This is a genomic window from Paenibacillus sp. FSL M7-1046 (assembly GCF_038007405.1).
Lineage (GTDB): Bacteria > Bacillota > Bacilli > Paenibacillales > Paenibacillaceae > Paenibacillus_AQ.
On sequence record NZ_JBBOXB010000001.1, the window covers coordinates 2,023,489 to 2,041,340 of the forward strand.

A 17,852-nucleotide genomic window follows, 5' to 3' on the forward strand; every position below is an offset into this window, starting at 1 on the left:
AAGATGAGCGCTAATTTACTGAATGCCACGCTTTAATTGCACTTTATACAACTAAAATCGGGTATTTTGGGGCGAAAAGAGAAGTAGTTGTATTCCGTACACTCAAATAGACTGACTTCGGGTAAAACGAACTGCATCGCTAGTTTTAACTGTACAAAATGCAGTTATTACTCAAAAGTCCCTGTGTAAGCACCCTATAGTTGCACTAAATACACTTATACAGACGGCGGCGCTGCAGGATTATCTTCCGGTTCGATATTTATGACAAAACATAAGCATATGCTTCCATAGCAAGTTTTGCACGAAGTACATCAATGAAGCAGATGCTAACAAAACTTTGAGGAGGGCTGAATATGGATCACAGCGAGGAATTGCAACAGGCCGGCTACCGATTACTCCATCAGCTCCATGACGATATTCAGCATTTCTCCGCCGAAGAGCTGTCACGCGAAGCCATTGTACGCCGGGGGCGGGAGATTACCAGCAAGGAAAGCACACCCGCGATCCAGGAATATCTGGCAACCTTGACCGGAGTGATCGAGGCTTATTTGGCGGGGAGAGCGGCTGAGGATGCGCTGGAGTACTATTTATTGCGCCAATTTCATATTGAATTGAATACGATTGAGGGACTGCTTACGCAGCTTGCCAGACTCAGCAGCGGAACCGGGGAATCAGAGAACCTGCTGCCTGAATCCGCCGATCCGGCTGTTTATCCGAAGGTCAGCGTCATTATCACTACTTATAATAGAAAAGACTTCCTGCATCAGGCGATTCAGAGCATTCTGCGGCAGGATTATCCCCATAAAGAAATTACCGTCATTGACGACTGTTCCAGCGATGGCACGGACGAGATGATGCACACGAATTTTGGCGGTGACCCGCGTGTCATCTTCATGCAGAATGAAACCAACAGCGGGCCGGGGAATAACCGGCGCAAGGCTTTTGCCGCTCATGGAGACGGTGAATATATTCTGTTCCTCGATGATGACGACTATCTGATTGATTCCAGTTATTTAAGCAGAGCTGTGAATTTTCACCTGACGCATCCTGAGGTATCATTTGTGGCCGCAAACGTATTTCTGGAATACTCCAAAAGCCGGAAGCTCACGATCTCCAGCCTGCAGCTGGCCAGCATTACCGGCAAAAAGGATTATTTCATGAATTTCGAGCAGAAGGGTTATCCCAAGCCTGCCTCTACACTAACCACAGTCTTCAAACGCGAAGCGCTGATGAGCATGGACATTCTGAACATGAACATGGTCAACGATGCCTCAATTTACCTGCGTGCCCTGCTGATCGGCGATGCCGGGTTCATTGATTGTTTGGCCGGGGTGTACCGGATTCATGGCAATAACATCACCTTTCATCTCAGCCAGTCGTTCCTGATCGAGAACCTGGAGGAGAAGCGGCTTATCCGCAATATGGCGATTGAACGCTACGGCTACAACAAGCAGGAAATGAACGAATGGTTCAATCACAATGTGTATGACACGATCTCTTATTACCTGATGAATTCGGCCAAAAGTCATACCGACTTCAAGTTCATGTACAGCTGGGCCAGCAGCCATTCTCCCAAAGCTTACAGCCAGCTGAAACGCCAGTTCCGCACCAAGCTGATGAAAAAACAGCTGCTGCGGGTATCCTTCGTTCGCTCGCTGCTCAACCGGTAACTTCGACTGCACCCATACTAATGTAGTAACCAGACACCTCGCGGGGTGTCTTTTTTCCGTGTAACCAGTACCCTTTATAGAATGACAAAAGCAAACAATTGCAAGACAAAAAACAGCACCCTCCTTCATCGGGAGGATGCCATTTGAACTTTGTCACACTTGCTTTATTAGCTGATCCAGCAGCTTAACCGCTGCGCCAAGCTCTGTTTTGGGGATAATGCCATAGCGGTCACCGATATGCATCTCAAAAAAGCAGGAGGTTTCCCCTGTTTCCCTCAGCGAAGACGTCAGCCCCACTCCGGTTTGCTCATACACTGTAACCAGTATCGGTTCAAGCTGCTCCTTGGCCATGGCAAAATGGACATGGAACATGTTCGAGACCGGCTGCTGCGGAAGCGTGGACACCTTATGGCAGCCGCCCAACAAAGCAGCAAGCTCCTTGGCCTCCTCATAGTATTGTCCCATCTTACCGGCTCTCTGCCGGTAATAATAGCGGGCCGGGACAATGTACGGGTAGAGGCTGACCAAGTCGCCGCCATGCCGCCGTTTCCAGATCTTCGATTCCTCTGTAAACTCCCTGCTGCCCGCGAGAATGGCACCGGCGATGCCGCCAATCCCTTTATAGAAGGAGATATATACGCTGTCAAACAGACTGCAGACTTCAGCTGCCGTCTTTCCGTAATACGGCAGCACCTCAAACAATCTCGCGCCATCGAGATGCAGGATAATGCCCTGCCCGCGGCAATAGGCGGAGATGGCTTCAAGCTCAGCATACTCCGGCAGCTGGCCGCCGATTTCGCGCTGCGGCAGCTCCAGCAGCAGACAAGCAATATCTCTTCCGATGTTCTTCACATCATCCAGTGTAATTAAGTTGTCCTTATCCGCAAGAAGCAGCGGCTCGATATGATGCAGCTCTTTAAGCCCGTCCTGCTCATGAATCTCCAGATGGCATAAAGGATGATACGCAACCGTCTTCATCCCCTTACGGTCGCACCAGATTCTAAGAGCAATTTGCTGGGCCATGGTTCCGCTGGGGAAAAAGACCGCCGTCTCCTTCCCGAGAACTTCCGCCATTTCAGCCTGAAAATTCTCGATCAGCCTGCCCCCTCCGTAAATATCGCTGTCCGTCTGTCCATCCACTCCGGCAAAGGCCTCTTTCAACACTTCAATGTCGCGTTTCCCGTGTCCGGCCAACTTCATAGCCGTGGCGTTAAAGGCTTCAAGCAGTGATTTTGTCTCACTCATCCCGGTAAATTCTCCCTTCATCTATACCTACATCTGCATCGAATACCTTAAATTATATCATTTCAGGCCAAAACTCCTGAATTTTTTGAATGTTCACGTTTTATTCCCCGTACCGAGATGAAATAAATTGACCGCTGTGCTACAATATTGAAATTGCAAAGGCAATCGCTTAGGGAGGTTTATTAAAACACCATGCTTATTATTGGTATCGCCGGCGGGACCGGTTCCGGCAAAACGACAGTAGCTCGCTCCGTCATTGACCGTCTGGGAACAGACAAAGTGACGTTCATATCTCAGGATAACTACTATAAAGACCATTCTTACCTCAGCATGGCTGAGCGCGGAGCAATCAATTACGATCATCCGCTGGCCTTCGATACGGAACTGTTGATTGAGCATCTGGATTGTCTGAAGGCCGGACAAGCTGCGTACGCTCCAGTGTATGACTTCACAGTTCATGCCCGCTCCACTGACAAGACGGTTGAGCTTGCGCCCAACAACATTGTTATTCTCGAAGGGCTGCATGTGCTTTCCGATGAGAAGCTGCGGGAACAGCTGAACATCAAGGTATTTGTAGATACAGACCCGGATGTGCGTATTCTCCGCCGGGTGCTGCGGGATATTGAAGAACGCGGCCGGACCATCCGTTCCATCCACACGCAATATCTGACGACGGTAAAGCCAATGCATGAGGCGTTTATCGAGCCTTCCAAGAAATACGCCGACCTCATCATCCCTGAAGGCGGACAGAATCAGGTTGGTATCGAGTTGTTGTCCGTATTGACCGAGAAATATCTTTCAGGCGATGAGCAGTGGAACGGAAACACGCGGTAAACAAGTGGAAACGGCTTCGCCGTCCTCTACAGGACGGTATCCGTTTCGGCGAGAAATAGAAGGATAATTTATAGTCTTATATTTTGAAATGATACGTAACAGGTACCGTCCTTTTTATAAGGAGGGTACCTGTTTTTTTGAAGTAATATCAGTAATCCATGGAATAAAAGCTCCACTTTGGCAGTGGATTCTAGTCAGGAAAGCAAATCGGCATCAAACAAACCCAGCCCAATTCACACTGTTGAGTTATATAACCTTACATCCGTATGAAATTCTCATGTTTTTTCAGCAACAAAATATAAAAAACTATACCAAATGTTATTTTATTTGACTGGTAGCGCTTTATTCAATAAAATAAGGGTTGATTATTTCCGGTTCATCCACTATGATAATGTCATCAGGTGGATTTAAAAGTTAAAGCGATTAAACTTTATAAATAATAAATACAGTAATATTGCCTTTTTACGACATTTATTTACGACAAAAGTTAAAGCGCTTATACTTTTAAGATCGAAAGGTTGGTGTGTCCGTGATTAAGAGTGAGAGCAGGCGTCGGACGTTCTACATGTATCTGTTTATTTCGCCCTGGCTTATCGGTTTCCTGGTCTTCGCGCTGTACCCCATCATGTCATCGCTTTACTACAGCTTCACCGATTACGACATTATTCACCCTCCCAGATTTATCGGCCTGGCCAACTACACTGAAATGTTTCACAATGATCTGTTCTGGAAGTCGGTAACGGTCACGCTTAGATACACCTTTATCAGTGTTCCGGTACAGATGCTGCTGGCTCTCGGCTTTGCGCTGCTGCTGCACCAGACGATTCCCCTGCGGGGCTTCTTCCGGACAGCGATGTATTTTCCCAGCATGGTGTCAGGCGTCGCGATGTCTCTACTCTGGTACTGGATCTTCAATCCACAGATTGGCCTCTTCAACTACATGCTCTCCTGGTTTGGCATTCACGGCCCGGCCTGGCTGATGAGTCCGGACACCGCACTATATGCCCTGATCATCATGTCCTTCTGGACAGCCGGATCCGGTATGATTCTCTTCCTTGCAGGGCTGCAGGGCGTGCCGTCCAGCCTAATTGAAGCCGCCAGACTGGACGGTGCGGGCCGCTTTAGAATTTTCAAGAATATTACGCTGCCGATGATCTCTCCCGTGCTGCTTTTCCAGCTGATTATGGGCCTGATCGACTCCTTCCAGGTCTTTACCCAAGCGTTCGTCATGACGCAGGGCGGTCCCAATTATTCCACCTGGTTCTATGTTTACAATCTGTACAACACCGCCTTTAAGGAATACCGGGCAGGGTACTCGTCAGCTCTGGCTTGGGTGCTGCTGATCGTTGTACTGGTGTTCACAGCCATCATTATGAAGCTGTCCAACCGTTATGTTCATTACGAAGGAGGGGAACGCCGATGAGTACCGTCAAGGCCACCAGCCCCCGGGTGCCAACTTCCCGTTCCCGGCGGAAAGCGGATCCCGTAAAGATCGCCAGCTTCATTACCTTGCTGATTACAACCTTCCTTATGCTGCTTCCGCTCTTCTTCATGGTCTCGACTTCCCTGAAATCGAAGCGGGAAATGCTGAAATTTCCGCCGACCTTTCTCCCGGAGAGCTGGGCCTGGAGCAATTACACGGAGATTTTTGATACGCTGCAGTTCGGCACACTGTATAAGAACAGCCTGATCATCGCCGGACTCACCGTCATTGGCACCCTGCTCTCCTCGGCACTGGTGGCCTACGGCTTCGCCAGATACAGAGGCCGGGGCAACCAGCTCTGGTTCGCCCTGCTGCTGAGCACGATGATGCTGCCTTATCCGGCGATCATGATCCCGCAGTTCGTGCTCTTCTCCAAAATGAACTGGATCGACACCTTCCTGCCGCTGGTCGTGCCTGCATTCTTCGGTTCCGCCTACAACATCTTCCTCTTGCGGCAATTCTTCTCTACGCTGCCCGAGGAGCTGTTCGACGCCGGACGGATCGACGGCTGCGGCGAACTGAAGATGTGGCGTACCATTGCGCTGCCGCTGTCCGCACCGGCACTGGCGACCGTCGCCATCTTCGCTTTTATTTACAGCTGGAACGATCTGCTCACACCGGTGCTCTACTTAAGCTCCTCGGACAAATTCACACTGCCGGTCGGCATGGCCTCGCTCACCTCGTCGCGGTTCCGCATCCCGCCTTGGCATCTGCTAATGGTCGCTTCCGTGCTGGCTATGGTTCCAATCGTCACCCTGTTCGCGGTGGCCCAGAAGCAGTTCGTGGAAGGCATAGTACTGACAGGCATCAAGTAATCTCCGCTGTACTCTTGGCGGCCAAATATACTTGAAATGATGGAGGGATTCGCTCATGAAAAGGAACAGTACAAGGAAGTCATTCGCCCTGCTGCTTGCAGCGTCCATGGCCTTGATGGTGATGCTGTCAGGCTGCGGAGGAGGCAAGTCGGCAGGCAATGTGGCCCCGGGAAACAAAAACACCGGAGACTCCGGCGGTTCAGAGAAGCAAGTGACCATTACCCATTACACGATTGATTCGGAAGACCGCACCTTTATCGAGAAGCTGATTCCCGATTTCGAGAAGGAGCACCCGAACATCAAGGTCAAGGTAGAGAAAGCGCCGTATGAGCAGTTTGACAGCAAGCTCCAGACACTGATTGCCGGAGGCAAATCTCCCGATGTCACCAGCCACTACGGCTACGGCGGGTTCGCGGAATATTACAACAAAGACATGCTGCTTGATCTGACCGACCTGATCGCGGAGGAAGGCTTCAAAGCCGGAGATTACCACATACCGGATAACCTGATGAAGATCTACACCGTAAACAACCGTACCTACGGCATCCCGGTCAATATGTATGTCACCCTGATGCTCTATAACAAAGATATGTTCGATGCTGCGAAGCTGTCCTATCCGCCAAGCGACTATGAAGATAAGAGCTGGACATTTGAAAAGATGGTCGAGGAAGCAAAAAAAATGACGCTCGTCTCCGACGATATCGCTAAAACACAATACGGTGTCGACTTTACCTGGGCCGAGCGGGATATGCGCCCGCTGTATTTTGGGGCGGAGCCTTACTCCGAGGACACCTGGACCAATGGCGGCGTTCCTTCCGAAACTCATTTCGATTCTCCGGAGGTTATTGCCGCATACCAAAAGCTGTTCGATCTGATCTTCAAGGATAAAGTCTCACCGAACTCCGAGTGGAGCAAAAGCGTAGCCGGCCAGAACGGCGATCCATTCGTTGCAGGCAAAATCGGCATGTCGATCGGCGGCTCGTGGAACCTTGCGGGAGCCAATGATTTCCCGTTCAACATCGGCGTGGCCGCAGTGCCATGGGGCGGCAATGACAAGGTGCGCAGCACCCTGTTCGTCGACCCGCTGATGATTCTGAAGGACTCCAAACATCCGAAGGAGGCTTTTGAATGGATTAAATTCCTGCTGACGACTGAAGTTCAGGAGAAATCGATTGAGCTGAGCGGCGGCAACCCGCCTGTGAACACCGAAGCAGCAGAAGCCTACTACAAACATTTTGACGGCATTGATCCCGAGGATGTGAAGAAGGTATACGAAGGCGCTGTTAAATATGGCTATGAATCCTACAACCACCTCATCACTAAATATTCGCAGATCAATGATATGTTCATCAATGAGCTGCAGCCTGTCGAGACCGGACACAAAACCCTTGAAGAGGTGATGCCGGTCATTCAGAAGAAAGTTACCGAAATTATTAAGAGATAAGACGTTTAGCGGATATTCCGTAAGCCTTGTATACTGGAGATAGAATATAGCTTCGGAAAATCCGCCGCAAGGAGCGCTAGCGATGAAAGTAAGTATTTTTGATGTAGCCAAAAAATCGGGATTGTCCGTTGTCACCGTCTCCCGGGTGCTGAATGGCGCCGGGACGGTGCGGGAGAATAACCGCCAGAAGGTGCTGGATGCAATCAAGGAGCTGGATTATCGGCCCAATGCGGCTGCGCGCAGCCTTGCCAGCGGCAAGACCGGGATTATCGGCCTTATCGTAACGACACTGCAGGATTCCTTCTTCGATGCCGTGGTCAAGGAGCTGAATGACGTGCTTGCCCTGCACGGCTACTACCTGGCCATCTCCATCTCGACAGGCATCGACTTCAATGAGAACCACTATCTGATTCAGGAGGACCGGGTAGATGGCCTGATTCTGCTCTCCCCGATGCAAGAAGACAATTATATCGTGGAATTGAAACGGCGGGGAATCCCCTATGTGCTGATTGATAATCAGCAGGAGGGGAATGACGCCTATTCCATCACCATTGATAACTTCAAGGGCGGCTATGCGGCGGGCAGCCATCTGCTTGAGCTTGGCCATACGTCCATCGCCCACCTCTGCGGCAATGAGATGTTCCGCAGCACACGGGAGCGGCGCGGCGGCTTCCTGCAGGCCCTGCAGGAGAAAGGGCTGGAGCCGTTTGAGATTGTCCATGGCGATTTCGATATCGGCATGGGCTATGACACCGGCAAACGCTGGCTGCAGGCGGGCAAGCTGCCCACGGCTGTATTCGCCGGGGATGACAATATCGCGTTGGGATTGATCAACGCGCTGATGGAGGCCGGCATCTCTGTGCCGGAAGAGGTGGCCATCGTCGGATATGACGACCACTATATCGCCTCACAGCTGCGCCCGCATCTGACAACTTTGCGCCAGCCGGCGGATAAGATCGGGCTTGCCGCCGCCGATATGCTGCTCAGACGCATCAACGGAAATATGAAACGCGGTGCTAACATCCGGATTGATCCGGAGCTGATTGTACGTGACTCCACCTCTTCCAGGTAGAACCGCACCTGCAATCATTCCGCCTGCGGGCTTTCGAAGCCAGTTTTGTACGAAGAGATTCAGAGAAGTGATGCTCACAAAACTTTAGGAGTGACGACCATTGACTTACTACTTGGGGATCGATGGGGGAGGAAGCAAAACCTATGCCCTGCTCTGCGATGAGCACGGCAATGTGCTTGGCAAGGGCAGGAGCGGCAACGGCAATCACCAGATTAGCGCTACGGAAGCCGCTGCGAGCATTCGCGAAGCCTCCTTCGCCGCACTGGCGGAAGCCGGGCTGCAGCTAGGCGATATCAAGCATGCTTATCTCGGGCTTGCCGGCGCCGACCGGAAGACGGATTATGATATCCTCCACCCGATGATACGCGGGATCGGATTTACAAATTATACACTCAGCGGCGACCCGATGATTGGACTAAGGGCAGGTACGGGCAGGCCTTACGGGGTCGCTCTGATCTGCGGCACAGGCACCAACGCTGCCGGACGCAATCCGCAGGGCCAGCATTATCAATGCGGCGGCTTCGATTACATGTACGGCGATTTCGGCGGCGGCGGCTCGCTGAATATAGAAGTGTTCCGCACCGTTATCCGCGCCTGGGACGGCCGGGAATCCCCCACCCTTCTAACTGCGCCGCTGCTGAAGCTGCTCGGCTATGAGCGGGTGGATGATATGTACAATGACTTTCTTGATCACGGCAAGCATGTGCCACTTGACGCTGCCCGCCTGTTGTTCCCGGCGGCCGCCGAAGGAGATGATGCGGCGCAAGCGATTCTGCAACACCAAGGCATGGAGCTGGGCAAAGCTGCCGCAGCAGTCATTCACAAGCTGGGCATGGAGAATGACACCTTCGATGTAGTGCTAGTAGGAAGCCTGCTCACCCGGGGCGACCGCGGCTGGATTCGTGGACCTATCAGCCAGGCTGTACAAGAAGCGGCTCCGCTTGCTGCTGTAGTCACCTTATCCACTGAGCCTGTGGTCGGTGCTGTCTGGTCAGCCCTGGAAAGTGACGGCCTCACCATTACCAGCGATATTTATGAGAAGATGCGTGTGTTTCAGGATTTCGAACTTATCCCTATCACAACAGGACAGGAGTGATTTATCTTGACAGCTAAGCAAGGACTGAAAATCGCCGTTATCGGCGGAGGCTCTTCGTATACACCGGAACTGGTAGAAGGATTCATTCTGCATTACAAGGAGCTTCCCGTCCGCGAGCTCTGGCTCGTGGATATTGAACAAGGACAACGCAAGTTGAACATTGTCGGCAGTCTGGCTAAACGCATGGTTGAAAAGTCCGGCCTGCCGATTGAAGTCCACCTCACCACCGACCGCCGCAAAGCCATAGAAGGTGCGGACTTCGTCAGCACACAAATCCGCGTCGGCATGCTGGATGCCCGGGGACGCGACGAATCCATACCGCTGAAATACGGCGTCATCGGCCAGGAAACGACCGGCCCCGGCGGAATGCTGAAAGCGCTGCGCACGATCCCCGTCATCCTGGACATCTGCCGGGATATCGAAGAGCTAGCGCCTGACGCCTGGCTGCTGAATTTCACCAACCCGGCAGGAATGGTGACCGAAGCCGTACTGAGATATTCGAACGTGAAGAGCATCGGCCTCTGCAATGCCCCCATCGGGCTGATCAAGGAGGTATCGGCCAAATACAACGCCGCACCCGACCGGATCTATGCCGAATTTGTCGGCCTGAATCATCTGCACTGGATCACCCGCATTGATGTCGAAGGCGAAGACAAGCTGGATGACATGCTGGCCGACACCGCCGGCTACAGTGCAAAGAATGTGCCCGCACGGGAGTGGAATCCCGAGTTCCTGCAATCGCTGCGCGCCGTGCCCTCATATTATCTGAAATATTTCTATATGACCGATGCGATGCTTGAAGAGCAGCAGAAGTCGTTCAAGGAAGGCGGAAATCGCGCCGAAGTGGTAAAGCGTGTGGAAGAAGAGCTGTTTGAGATCTACAGCAATCTGGAGCTGAAGGAGAAGCCGAAGCAGCTGGAGCAGCGCGGCGGATCCTTTTATTCCGAGGCGGCGGTGAACCTGATGCGTTCGCTGCACAACGGCACGAATGACATCCAGACCCTTAATGTCGCCAACCGCGGTATCCTTGACTTTCTTCCGGAGGATGCCAGTATCGAGGTCAACTGTGTCGTGACCAAGACCGGACCGCTGCCGCTGCCGCTGACCAGAATTCCGCAGATGGCCAAAGGGCTCATCCATGCCGTCAAAACCTACGAGCAGCTTGCAATTGATGCCGCCGTAAGCGGTGACCGCAGCCTGGCTATCCAGGCGATGGCTCACCATCCGCTGGTCCCTTCGGTCGAGGTAGCTATCGCTATGCTTGATGAAATGCTGGAAGCGAATAAGGAGTATCTGCCCAACTTCTTCCCCTCCGCAGCGGTTCCCGCTCCGGCGCAATAAGCAACCCCTCCCCTAACTCAGAAGAGACTGCTCCGCCCGCGTATGATGCAGCGGGTGAAGCAGTCTCTTCATTTTTTTAAGATGGAAGCAGGGTTTCAATGTCTATCTAGATGACCCGGTGCTTCACCCACTTCTCTCCAAGGAAACGCCGCAGGAAGATGAAGCCCCGCACGCCCCACTCGCAGTTCATCGCCAGCCATACCCCGACTATGCCCATATTAAGTACGATACCCAGGACATATCCCAGCACTACGCGGAACAGCCACATGGACAGCATCGACACCATGGAGGTGAATTTCGAGTCTCCTGCCGCTCTAAGCGCCGAAGGCGTAATGAAGCTGACCGACCACAGCGGGATCTGCGCCAGCGAATTAATCAGAAAGACAAGGAAGATATCCCCGACAATCTCGGCGGGTGGATGAAACAGCGACACCAGCGGATGAAAAAACGGAAAAATAAGCAAGCCCATCAGGACAAAGGATGCCGAAGACAACCAGAGAAACGATTTGACGAATTTCCGGGCGTCTTTTACATTCCTGCTGCCCATACATTGACCTACCACCGTAATGAGCGTCAGAGACAAGGCATTGGCGGGAATCTGCATGACCCCGGCCAGGGTAGATGAGATGGCATTCGTAGCAATCGCATAGGTGCCCAGGCTGACAATGAAGATCTGGGTCAGAATCTTACCCCCGTTAAAAAACATCTGCTCTGCGGCAAACGGCAGGCCGATCGACATGATTCTTTTGAGCATCGTCCAGTTCAAGGCCAGCAGATCGCGGATCTTCACATGCAGGCTGCTATCCAGCCGGAACAGATAGACCAGCGCGCAGACGGCCGCCAAATATCTGGATATATTAATCGCAACGGTCATGCCGAATACACCCATATGCAATCCGTTGATAAATACAAAGTTCAGCAGCACATAGACCAGGTTCATAATCAGCGAAAGCACCAGCGACGCCCTCGTCCTTCCGATTCCGCGCAGTGCGCCGCATACGGCTTCTACAACAGCAATGCCCAAATAGGACAAGCTGCTCCCGATCAGGTACGTTCTCGCATTGTCCATAACCTCCGGCGAAGCTGCACCGAACAGTACATTCAGCAGCGGACCGTGAAATACAATCCCGAACAGGCCGATGAAAAAGGCCATCATAGATACGGAGGATACCGCACCTGCAGTGGCCTTGGAGACCATAAGCTCGTTACCGCTCCCCTTATACTGGGCGACCACAACGGTCCCCCCTGTTGAAACTGCGATAAATACACTGATCAGAAAAATATTAAGCGAGTCTATCATATTCACAGCGCTGATCGCCGCCACACCGGACGAGCTGATCATCGCCGTATTCACTAGATTCAGACCAACTACAAATGCCTGATCGACCAGAAGAGGAATAAATAGTGAGATGATCTGGCGATAGTCAATGGATTCTCCGGAAAAATGCTTATCGAGAAACAGGCGGCCCTGTTTCACCTTTACCTTAGGCTCTAGCATAAACTTCACTTCTTTATATTAGAATTTGGGCCTCGTAATTCTAACATATGAAGTGCAGAAGTCAAGGAAGCTGCCGATTCTTACAGCTGTTATCCTCTTATCATAGAAGGAGAGAGAGTAAGAGTGAACGTCTTATCGAACGGGGTCATAACGTTAACCAGCACCGCCTTGCAGTTATTCTGCAGTTTCGCCTCGCGTACCGAAGTCGCCAGATGGCCCGACTCGCCCCCCGTTAGTTCAATCCAGTCCTCACCGCAGGTATAACGAAGGCTGCCGCCGCTCCAGAGATAGCAGTCCTCTTCTACAGTCTGAAGCTCTCCTGAAGTGAATTTCCCTTCCTGTCCAAAAATGAAGGACAGCTGGGTCATGACCTCCCCGGGTTCTTCACTGTGCAGCCGGATTGTCCATCCCGTGTCCGTACGCTGAACCTCTGCCTCTACTCGAAACGTCTGTTCATGCGTCAGAGGACGGCTCTGGTGCGGGAGCAAATACCAGGGGCTGACCGGCGTCCCTGATGTTTGTGGAAGAAGCACTTCAGCGACCGGGCCGTAATAGCCCTTCTTCTGCTCTCCCGCCAGGAGGTATCCTTCAGGCAGCCGGGTCATTTCCTGCATCGGCACAAATCCCGGATAAAAGTAAGAAGCCAGTTGCACGGCCAGCAGCCGCACAGCACCGTGACGGAGCGCAAAAAAAGACGGCGTCTCCGTAATCAGCGTCACGCTGGTATTTCCGTCTCTGTAACGGGCAACAGGCGCTCCGAAATCGGTATGCAGGCGGCTGTGGCTGATCCGGCCCTGATGGCCGGCGGCCTCCATATTCTGCAGATAGTCATGCCGCTGAAAATCCCCGTTCAGTATTTTCTCATATGTCACGGGAAGGGCCGCCGGTGCCTCAAACGGCTGCTGAAGCTCCGGCTCCAGCAACATCCGCACCAGCACGTTGACGGAGCAGACCCCCGGATCAGCAAGCATTCGGCCTGCCCATTCAGCCATGCCTGCGAATACAGCATCGTTGTCGGAACGGGCCAGAATCGCATACGGCAAATAATAAGGAGACAGATCGTGAACGCTTCCCAGATCCTGCCGCCCGGAATAATCGGTAACGACCTCGCCTGAAGGATGGACCAGATAGACCATCATGCGCAGGTTCAAGCGGACCGGCTCCAGCAGCTGCGGCCGGTCCAGCAAACGGGCGGCATGAATCAGCATGATGTCGCTGACTGCACTGTAGATACCGTTGCTCCGCTCCGTCCATTCTCCATCCGGGGTAATATCCATCCCTTCTGCCAGCCACTGATCCGCCCGCTGCACGGCCTCTTCCAGTCCAAACAGCTCATGCAGAAATCCAAGTGCTGCGCACAGCACCCAGCGGTGATTCGGGGTATGGCAGCCTCCAGTTAGCATGACGGGAATAGTCCGTTTAAGAAACAGCCGCATATTGTCCAGCACCGGCTGAAGCGGCACCCACTCCTGCCGGACCAGCAACTGGTACAGCTGAGCGTAGCCTACGATGACAAAGGCCGTATCCGGCGGAGAATGATAATTCGTCCAGCCCGGGGAGATGGAGCCGTCCTCATGCTGGGCGCGCAGCACAAATTCCGCCGCCAGCTGCAGCCGGCCCAGCAGCCGTTCATCCCGGTAGTACTTGGAATCGGGGTTCGCCAGTGCAGCCCCCCAATAACACATGTCGGTCGGCGTGCCGGTTGTGTGATTGACCCAGGCAACACCTGTCCCCGGATCAAGGGTCCCTCCATAATAGCGGCTCTCTTGATCAAGCACCTGCCGGGATAGTCCTTCCTCCACCGCTATGTCATTACTGTCCACCAGTTGCTTATACATTGTAATTCCCTCCAATTTAAGCATTCTGCGGCATACCTGGGCTGTGACAGCAAGTCTACAGCCGTTTCAGCTCATTTCTGATTCGTCCGGGAATTTCCGCAAACAGCTCATTCCAGGATACAAACAGATCCTCCCGGTCCGCATATTCCCATTCTTCATAAGACAGGGAGGGCGTGAACCGCCAGGTTTGCAAATAACGCCGGACCCGCTGGTCAGTCTCTTCGTCCGAAGTCAGGATTCCTCTGAAAAAGTGGCCGTAAATTAGCCCGTTCGCTCCTGCCTCATCCTGTGTGCAGGAGGAAAATTCCGGCAGCAGCTCAAAGACTTCGGGGATCGGGGACAGTGCATGCTTGCCAGGCTGGACATAAAGACCGGCCCGCGTTCCGCTTAGATTGGCGGAGCCGCGCAGCAGCCCTTTCAAGTATTTCCCGTGAAAGCTGACCTCGACATCCGCCACTTCTCCATTCTTGCCGATATAAACCCACACATGCTCCAGATCATAGAGATGCTGAATATCATAATCGTAATAAATGGCGTATTCCAGAACGGTTTCCACCTCAGGACGGCTCATTGCCAGACGGCGCCGGAAGGAAGGAGAATCCCCGTCCTCGCGCAGCACGGTTACGCCAATGCGCACCGGGAAGAACGGCTCGTTCTGATCGAACAATAAGCGCGGGGCATACAGAGCAGCCAGCTTGCGATCCTCATCATTCAGCATTTGGCCTATCCTCTGCCCGCCAGCTTAGCAGCAAGCAGGCGATGGCTTTCATGGATTTCCTCCGGCCGGCAGGCCGCCTTCAGCTCGTACACCTTGACCTGCGCCCGTTCAATCATCGGCAAATATGCGTCATAGAAATCCATATTCCCGCTGTTCACATAGGGACACCAATGGTCGGAGAGTCCAATGGTTTCATGGATATGAACGCCTACAATATCATCCATCAGCCCTTCCATTTCCCCCACGCTGTCATACAACCCCAGCCGATCCATCATAATGGCATGGCCGGTGTCATACCATATGCCCACAGGCGCCCCCTCTAAGGCCCTTATTACTGTTTTCGCTTCCGCGAGCGTCGGAATTTGCTGCGGCTTGGAGCGTGTTTCAATGCCAAAACGGATGTTTAGGCCCTTGGAAACCGCCCGGTTGCATACTATATCCAGACTTTCGATAATCGTCTGCACATAGCCGGCGCTGTATGCTTCCCGCCGTTCCAGCAGCTCCGCCCATTTGCTGCGGTAAGCTTCCGAATTCCTGCCCTGCCCGCTGTAGAGCTGCTCCAGCTCCTTGCCGATATCATTCGAAAAAGGCACTTCGCCGGGATGCACAACAACAGCTTCACCGCCGTAGCGCTGCGCATATTCGGCTGAACGGACCAGCAGCTCAACTGCCCGCTGCCTCTTCTCCTTATCCTGAAAGCCGAGCAGCACAGAATCCGTGCCATAATCGGGGTCCGCAACGTGGGGGAACGTGTTATGAACACTGGATATGCCAATCTCCCCCCGCTCGATCATCGGCTCAATCGTTGTCAGCATTTCTTTAGTGACATTATAGTTCAGCTCCACCCGCCGAAAACCGAGATCGCGGATTTCCCGCAGCATCGCGCCGCCGGCATTGTGGCGCTTAATATTCCAGCAAGTTGAGAATGAGAATGCTCCTTTGTCCTCCACAACAGTGTTCTCCTTTCTTTACCCCTTCCGGCTCAGCCCTTGACGGCACCAAGCATAACTCCGCTGACAAAATATTTCTGCAGCCACGGATATACGGCAAGGATCGGCACTGTAGCAAAGATGACTGTGGCCGCCTTGAGGCTCTCCGGTGTCAGCGCAGTCCGGTTGGCACCCTCCATCTGGGTCAGTTCAGAAACCATATTGTTCTGCACCATCTGGAACAGCTTGAGCTGGAGCGGATAAAGATCCGGATTGTTGATATACATCAATGAATCCTGGAAACCGTTCCACCTTCCCACCGCATAGAAGAGGGACAACGTGGCCATAACCGGCATGGACAGCGGCAGGACAATGCTCATCAGTGTGCGAAAATGGGAGCTGCCGTCAATTTCGGCCGATTCCTCCAGGCTGGGGGGAATGTTATTGAAGAAAGAAATCAGAATGATCAGGTTAAAGGGACTGACCAGGCCAGGCAGAATAAGCGCCCAGACCGAATTGAGCATATGCAGATCGCGGATCAGCAAATATTCAGGAATGATGCCGCCGCTGAAAAACATGGTGATGATGATAACATACATAAAAAACTTACGGCCCTTCAGTTTGCTTTTGGTCAGCGGATAGGCTGCTGCGATAGTGAAGAGCATGCACAGCACCGTGGTGGCAACCGTCAGAATAATCGTGAAAACGAGCGAGCGGATCATCGCATTGTCAGAAAATACTTTGATGTACGCATTCCAGTTCACTTCAATGGGGAAAATCGTCACTTCACCGGAAGTGATTGCCCGGTTGGAACTGAGCGACACAGCAATTACGTGCAAAAATGGAGCCAGACAGAACAGAACGAACAAGATAACACACGTAATATTGACGATATCAAATATCCGGTTTGAGGTACGTTCACTCATAGCACTCCGTCTCCTTCCTTCTTTATCATAGAATGCCGTCGCCGGTCACTTTTTTCGAAATATAGTTGGACCCGAGAATGAAGACCAGCCCCACCACCGCCTGGAACAATCCGACAACAGTAGCCAGCGTATATTGGCCGGATTCCAGACCGATCCGGTACACAAAGGTACTGAGTACATCGGAATATTCACGCACAGCTGTATTCCCGATAATGTAAGGACGGTCAAAGCCGATGCTGACCATTTTTCCGAGATTAAGGATCAGTAGAGTCACGATGGTTGGTTTAATGCTGGGAAGCGTAATATAGCGGATTTTCTTCAGCCTTGTCGCTCCATCCACTTCCGCAGCTTCAAACAGCTCCCTGTTGACACCGGTTAATGCAGCCAGATAAAGGATGGTTCCCCAACCGGCACTTTGCCAGACGCCTGTGAACAGATAAGTAATCAGCCACGGATTTTTTTCCGTCAGAAACGGAATGGGGTTGAGACCCAGACTCTCCAGCACACCGTTTATCATACCGGACTGGTTGCCGAACAATTGATAGACGATCCCCCCGATGATCACCCAGGAAATAAAATGGGGGATGTAGAGGATGGTCTGCGATATTTTTTTAAACCATACCGACCGGATTTCATACAGCATAATCGCCAGGATGATCGGAGCCGGGAAAGAGACCAGCAAATCCAGAAAATTCAGCATAAACGTATTGCGCAGGGTACTGTAGAATTCTCTCATTCCAAAGACCTCGCGGAAGGCGTCGAAGCCGATCCACTCACTGCCGCCGATTCCCTGGAACAGATTGAAATCCTTAAAAGCAATTTGCACACCATACATGGGGCCGTAACGGAAAATCACGAAATAAATAATAGGCAGCGAAAGCAGCGCGTAAAGTTGCCAATACCGTCTAAAGTATGTCGCTTTGCTCAAGTCGGTTTCCTCCTA

At 52.3% G+C, this 17,852-nt stretch carries 15 protein-coding genes; 8 read left to right on the top strand and 7 right to left on the bottom strand.

Annotated elements, in window-relative coordinates:
• Window positions 1–353 precede the first annotated feature (353 nt).
• Window positions 354–1,670, top strand: a complete 1,317-nt coding sequence (locus tag NYE29_RS08645) for a glycosyltransferase family 2 protein (protein ID WP_340895415.1) — start codon at window positions 354–356, stop codon at window positions 1,668–1,670.
• Window positions 1,671–1,823: 153 nt separating this feature from the next.
• On the opposite strand, the gene NYE29_RS08650 is transcribed toward NYE29_RS08645, so the two are convergent.
• Complete coding sequence (locus tag NYE29_RS08650; RefSeq protein ID WP_340895417.1) at window positions 1,824–2,915, bottom strand: threonine aldolase family protein; 1,092 nt, start codon at window positions 2,913–2,915, stop codon at window positions 1,824–1,826.
• Window positions 2,916–3,107: 192 nt separating this feature from the next.
• On the opposite strand from NYE29_RS08650, the gene udk reads away from it, so the two are divergent.
• From udk to NYE29_RS08685, 7 genes are all read left to right on the top strand, one after another.
• Entirely contained in the window at window positions 3,108–3,749 is a 642-nt protein-coding gene (gene udk / locus NYE29_RS08655; protein ID WP_038584819.1) for a uridine kinase, read from the top strand.
• Between the two features lie 565 nt (window positions 3,750–4,314).
• A complete protein-coding gene (locus tag NYE29_RS08660; RefSeq protein ID WP_340895418.1) occupies window positions 4,315–5,172 on the top strand; it encodes a carbohydrate ABC transporter permease in 858 nt (285 codons plus the stop codon).
• Window positions 5,169–6,047: a carbohydrate ABC transporter permease gene (locus tag NYE29_RS08665; protein ID WP_340895420.1), complete on the top strand. Its 879-nt coding sequence runs from the start codon at window positions 5,169–5,171 to the stop codon at window positions 6,045–6,047. The genes NYE29_RS08660 and NYE29_RS08665 overlap by 4 nt, the downstream gene beginning before the upstream one ends.
• A 55-nt stretch (window positions 6,048–6,102) precedes the next feature.
• Window positions 6,103–7,491: an ABC transporter substrate-binding protein gene (locus NYE29_RS08670; protein WP_340895424.1), complete on the top strand. Its 1,389-nt coding sequence runs from the start codon at window positions 6,103–6,105 to the stop codon at window positions 7,489–7,491.
• Window positions 7,492–7,573: 82 nt separating this feature from the next.
• On the top strand, window positions 7,574–8,563 hold the full coding sequence (locus NYE29_RS08675) for a LacI family DNA-binding transcriptional regulator (protein ID WP_038584810.1): 990 nt from the start codon (window positions 7,574–7,576) through the stop codon (window positions 8,561–8,563).
• A 100-nt stretch (window positions 8,564–8,663) separates the two neighbouring features.
• On the top strand, window positions 8,664–9,659 hold the full coding sequence (locus NYE29_RS08680; protein WP_340895426.1) for an N-acetylglucosamine kinase: 996 nt from the start codon (window positions 8,664–8,666) through the stop codon (window positions 9,657–9,659).
• Between the two features lie 6 nt (window positions 9,660–9,665).
• Window positions 9,666–11,000 carry a 6-phospho-beta-glucosidase gene (locus NYE29_RS08685; RefSeq protein WP_038584805.1) on the top strand — a complete coding sequence of 445 codons (1,335 nt, stop codon included), beginning with the start codon at window positions 9,666–9,668 and terminating at the stop codon, window positions 10,998–11,000.
• Window positions 11,001–11,106: 106 nt separating this feature from the next.
• Here NYE29_RS08685 and NYE29_RS08690 read toward each other — a convergent pair whose 3' ends face one another.
• The 6 genes from NYE29_RS08690 to NYE29_RS08715 form a co-directional block, all read right to left on the bottom strand.
• Window positions 11,107–12,498 (bottom strand): MATE family efflux transporter, encoded by a 1,392-nt coding sequence (locus tag NYE29_RS08690; protein ID WP_340895428.1) that lies wholly within the window; start codon window positions 12,496–12,498, stop codon window positions 11,107–11,109.
• Window positions 12,499–12,587: 89 nt separating this feature from the next.
• The gene (locus tag NYE29_RS08695) at window positions 12,588–14,336 is read right to left on the bottom strand and encodes a hypothetical protein (protein ID WP_340895429.1); all 1,749 of its coding nucleotides are present in this window, start codon (window positions 14,334–14,336) and stop codon (window positions 12,588–12,590) included.
• Window positions 14,337–14,391: 55 nt separating this feature from the next.
• Window positions 14,392–15,054 (bottom strand): hypothetical protein, encoded by a 663-nt coding sequence (locus NYE29_RS08700; protein ID WP_340895431.1) that lies wholly within the window; start codon window positions 15,052–15,054, stop codon window positions 14,392–14,394.
• 5 nt (window positions 15,055–15,059) lie between these two features.
• Entirely contained in the window at window positions 15,060–16,004 is a 945-nt protein-coding gene (locus tag NYE29_RS08705; protein ID WP_340895432.1) for a sugar phosphate isomerase/epimerase family protein, read from the bottom strand.
• A gap of 32 nt (window positions 16,005–16,036) precedes the next feature.
• Window positions 16,037–16,909, bottom strand: a complete 873-nt coding sequence (locus NYE29_RS08710) for a carbohydrate ABC transporter permease (protein ID WP_340895433.1) — start codon at window positions 16,907–16,909, stop codon at window positions 16,037–16,039.
• Window positions 16,910–16,934: 25 nt separating this feature from the next.
• The gene (locus tag NYE29_RS08715) at window positions 16,935–17,837 is read right to left on the bottom strand and encodes an ABC transporter permease (RefSeq protein WP_340895436.1); all 903 of its coding nucleotides are present in this window, start codon (window positions 17,835–17,837) and stop codon (window positions 16,935–16,937) included.
• Window positions 17,838–17,852 lie beyond the last annotated feature (15 nt).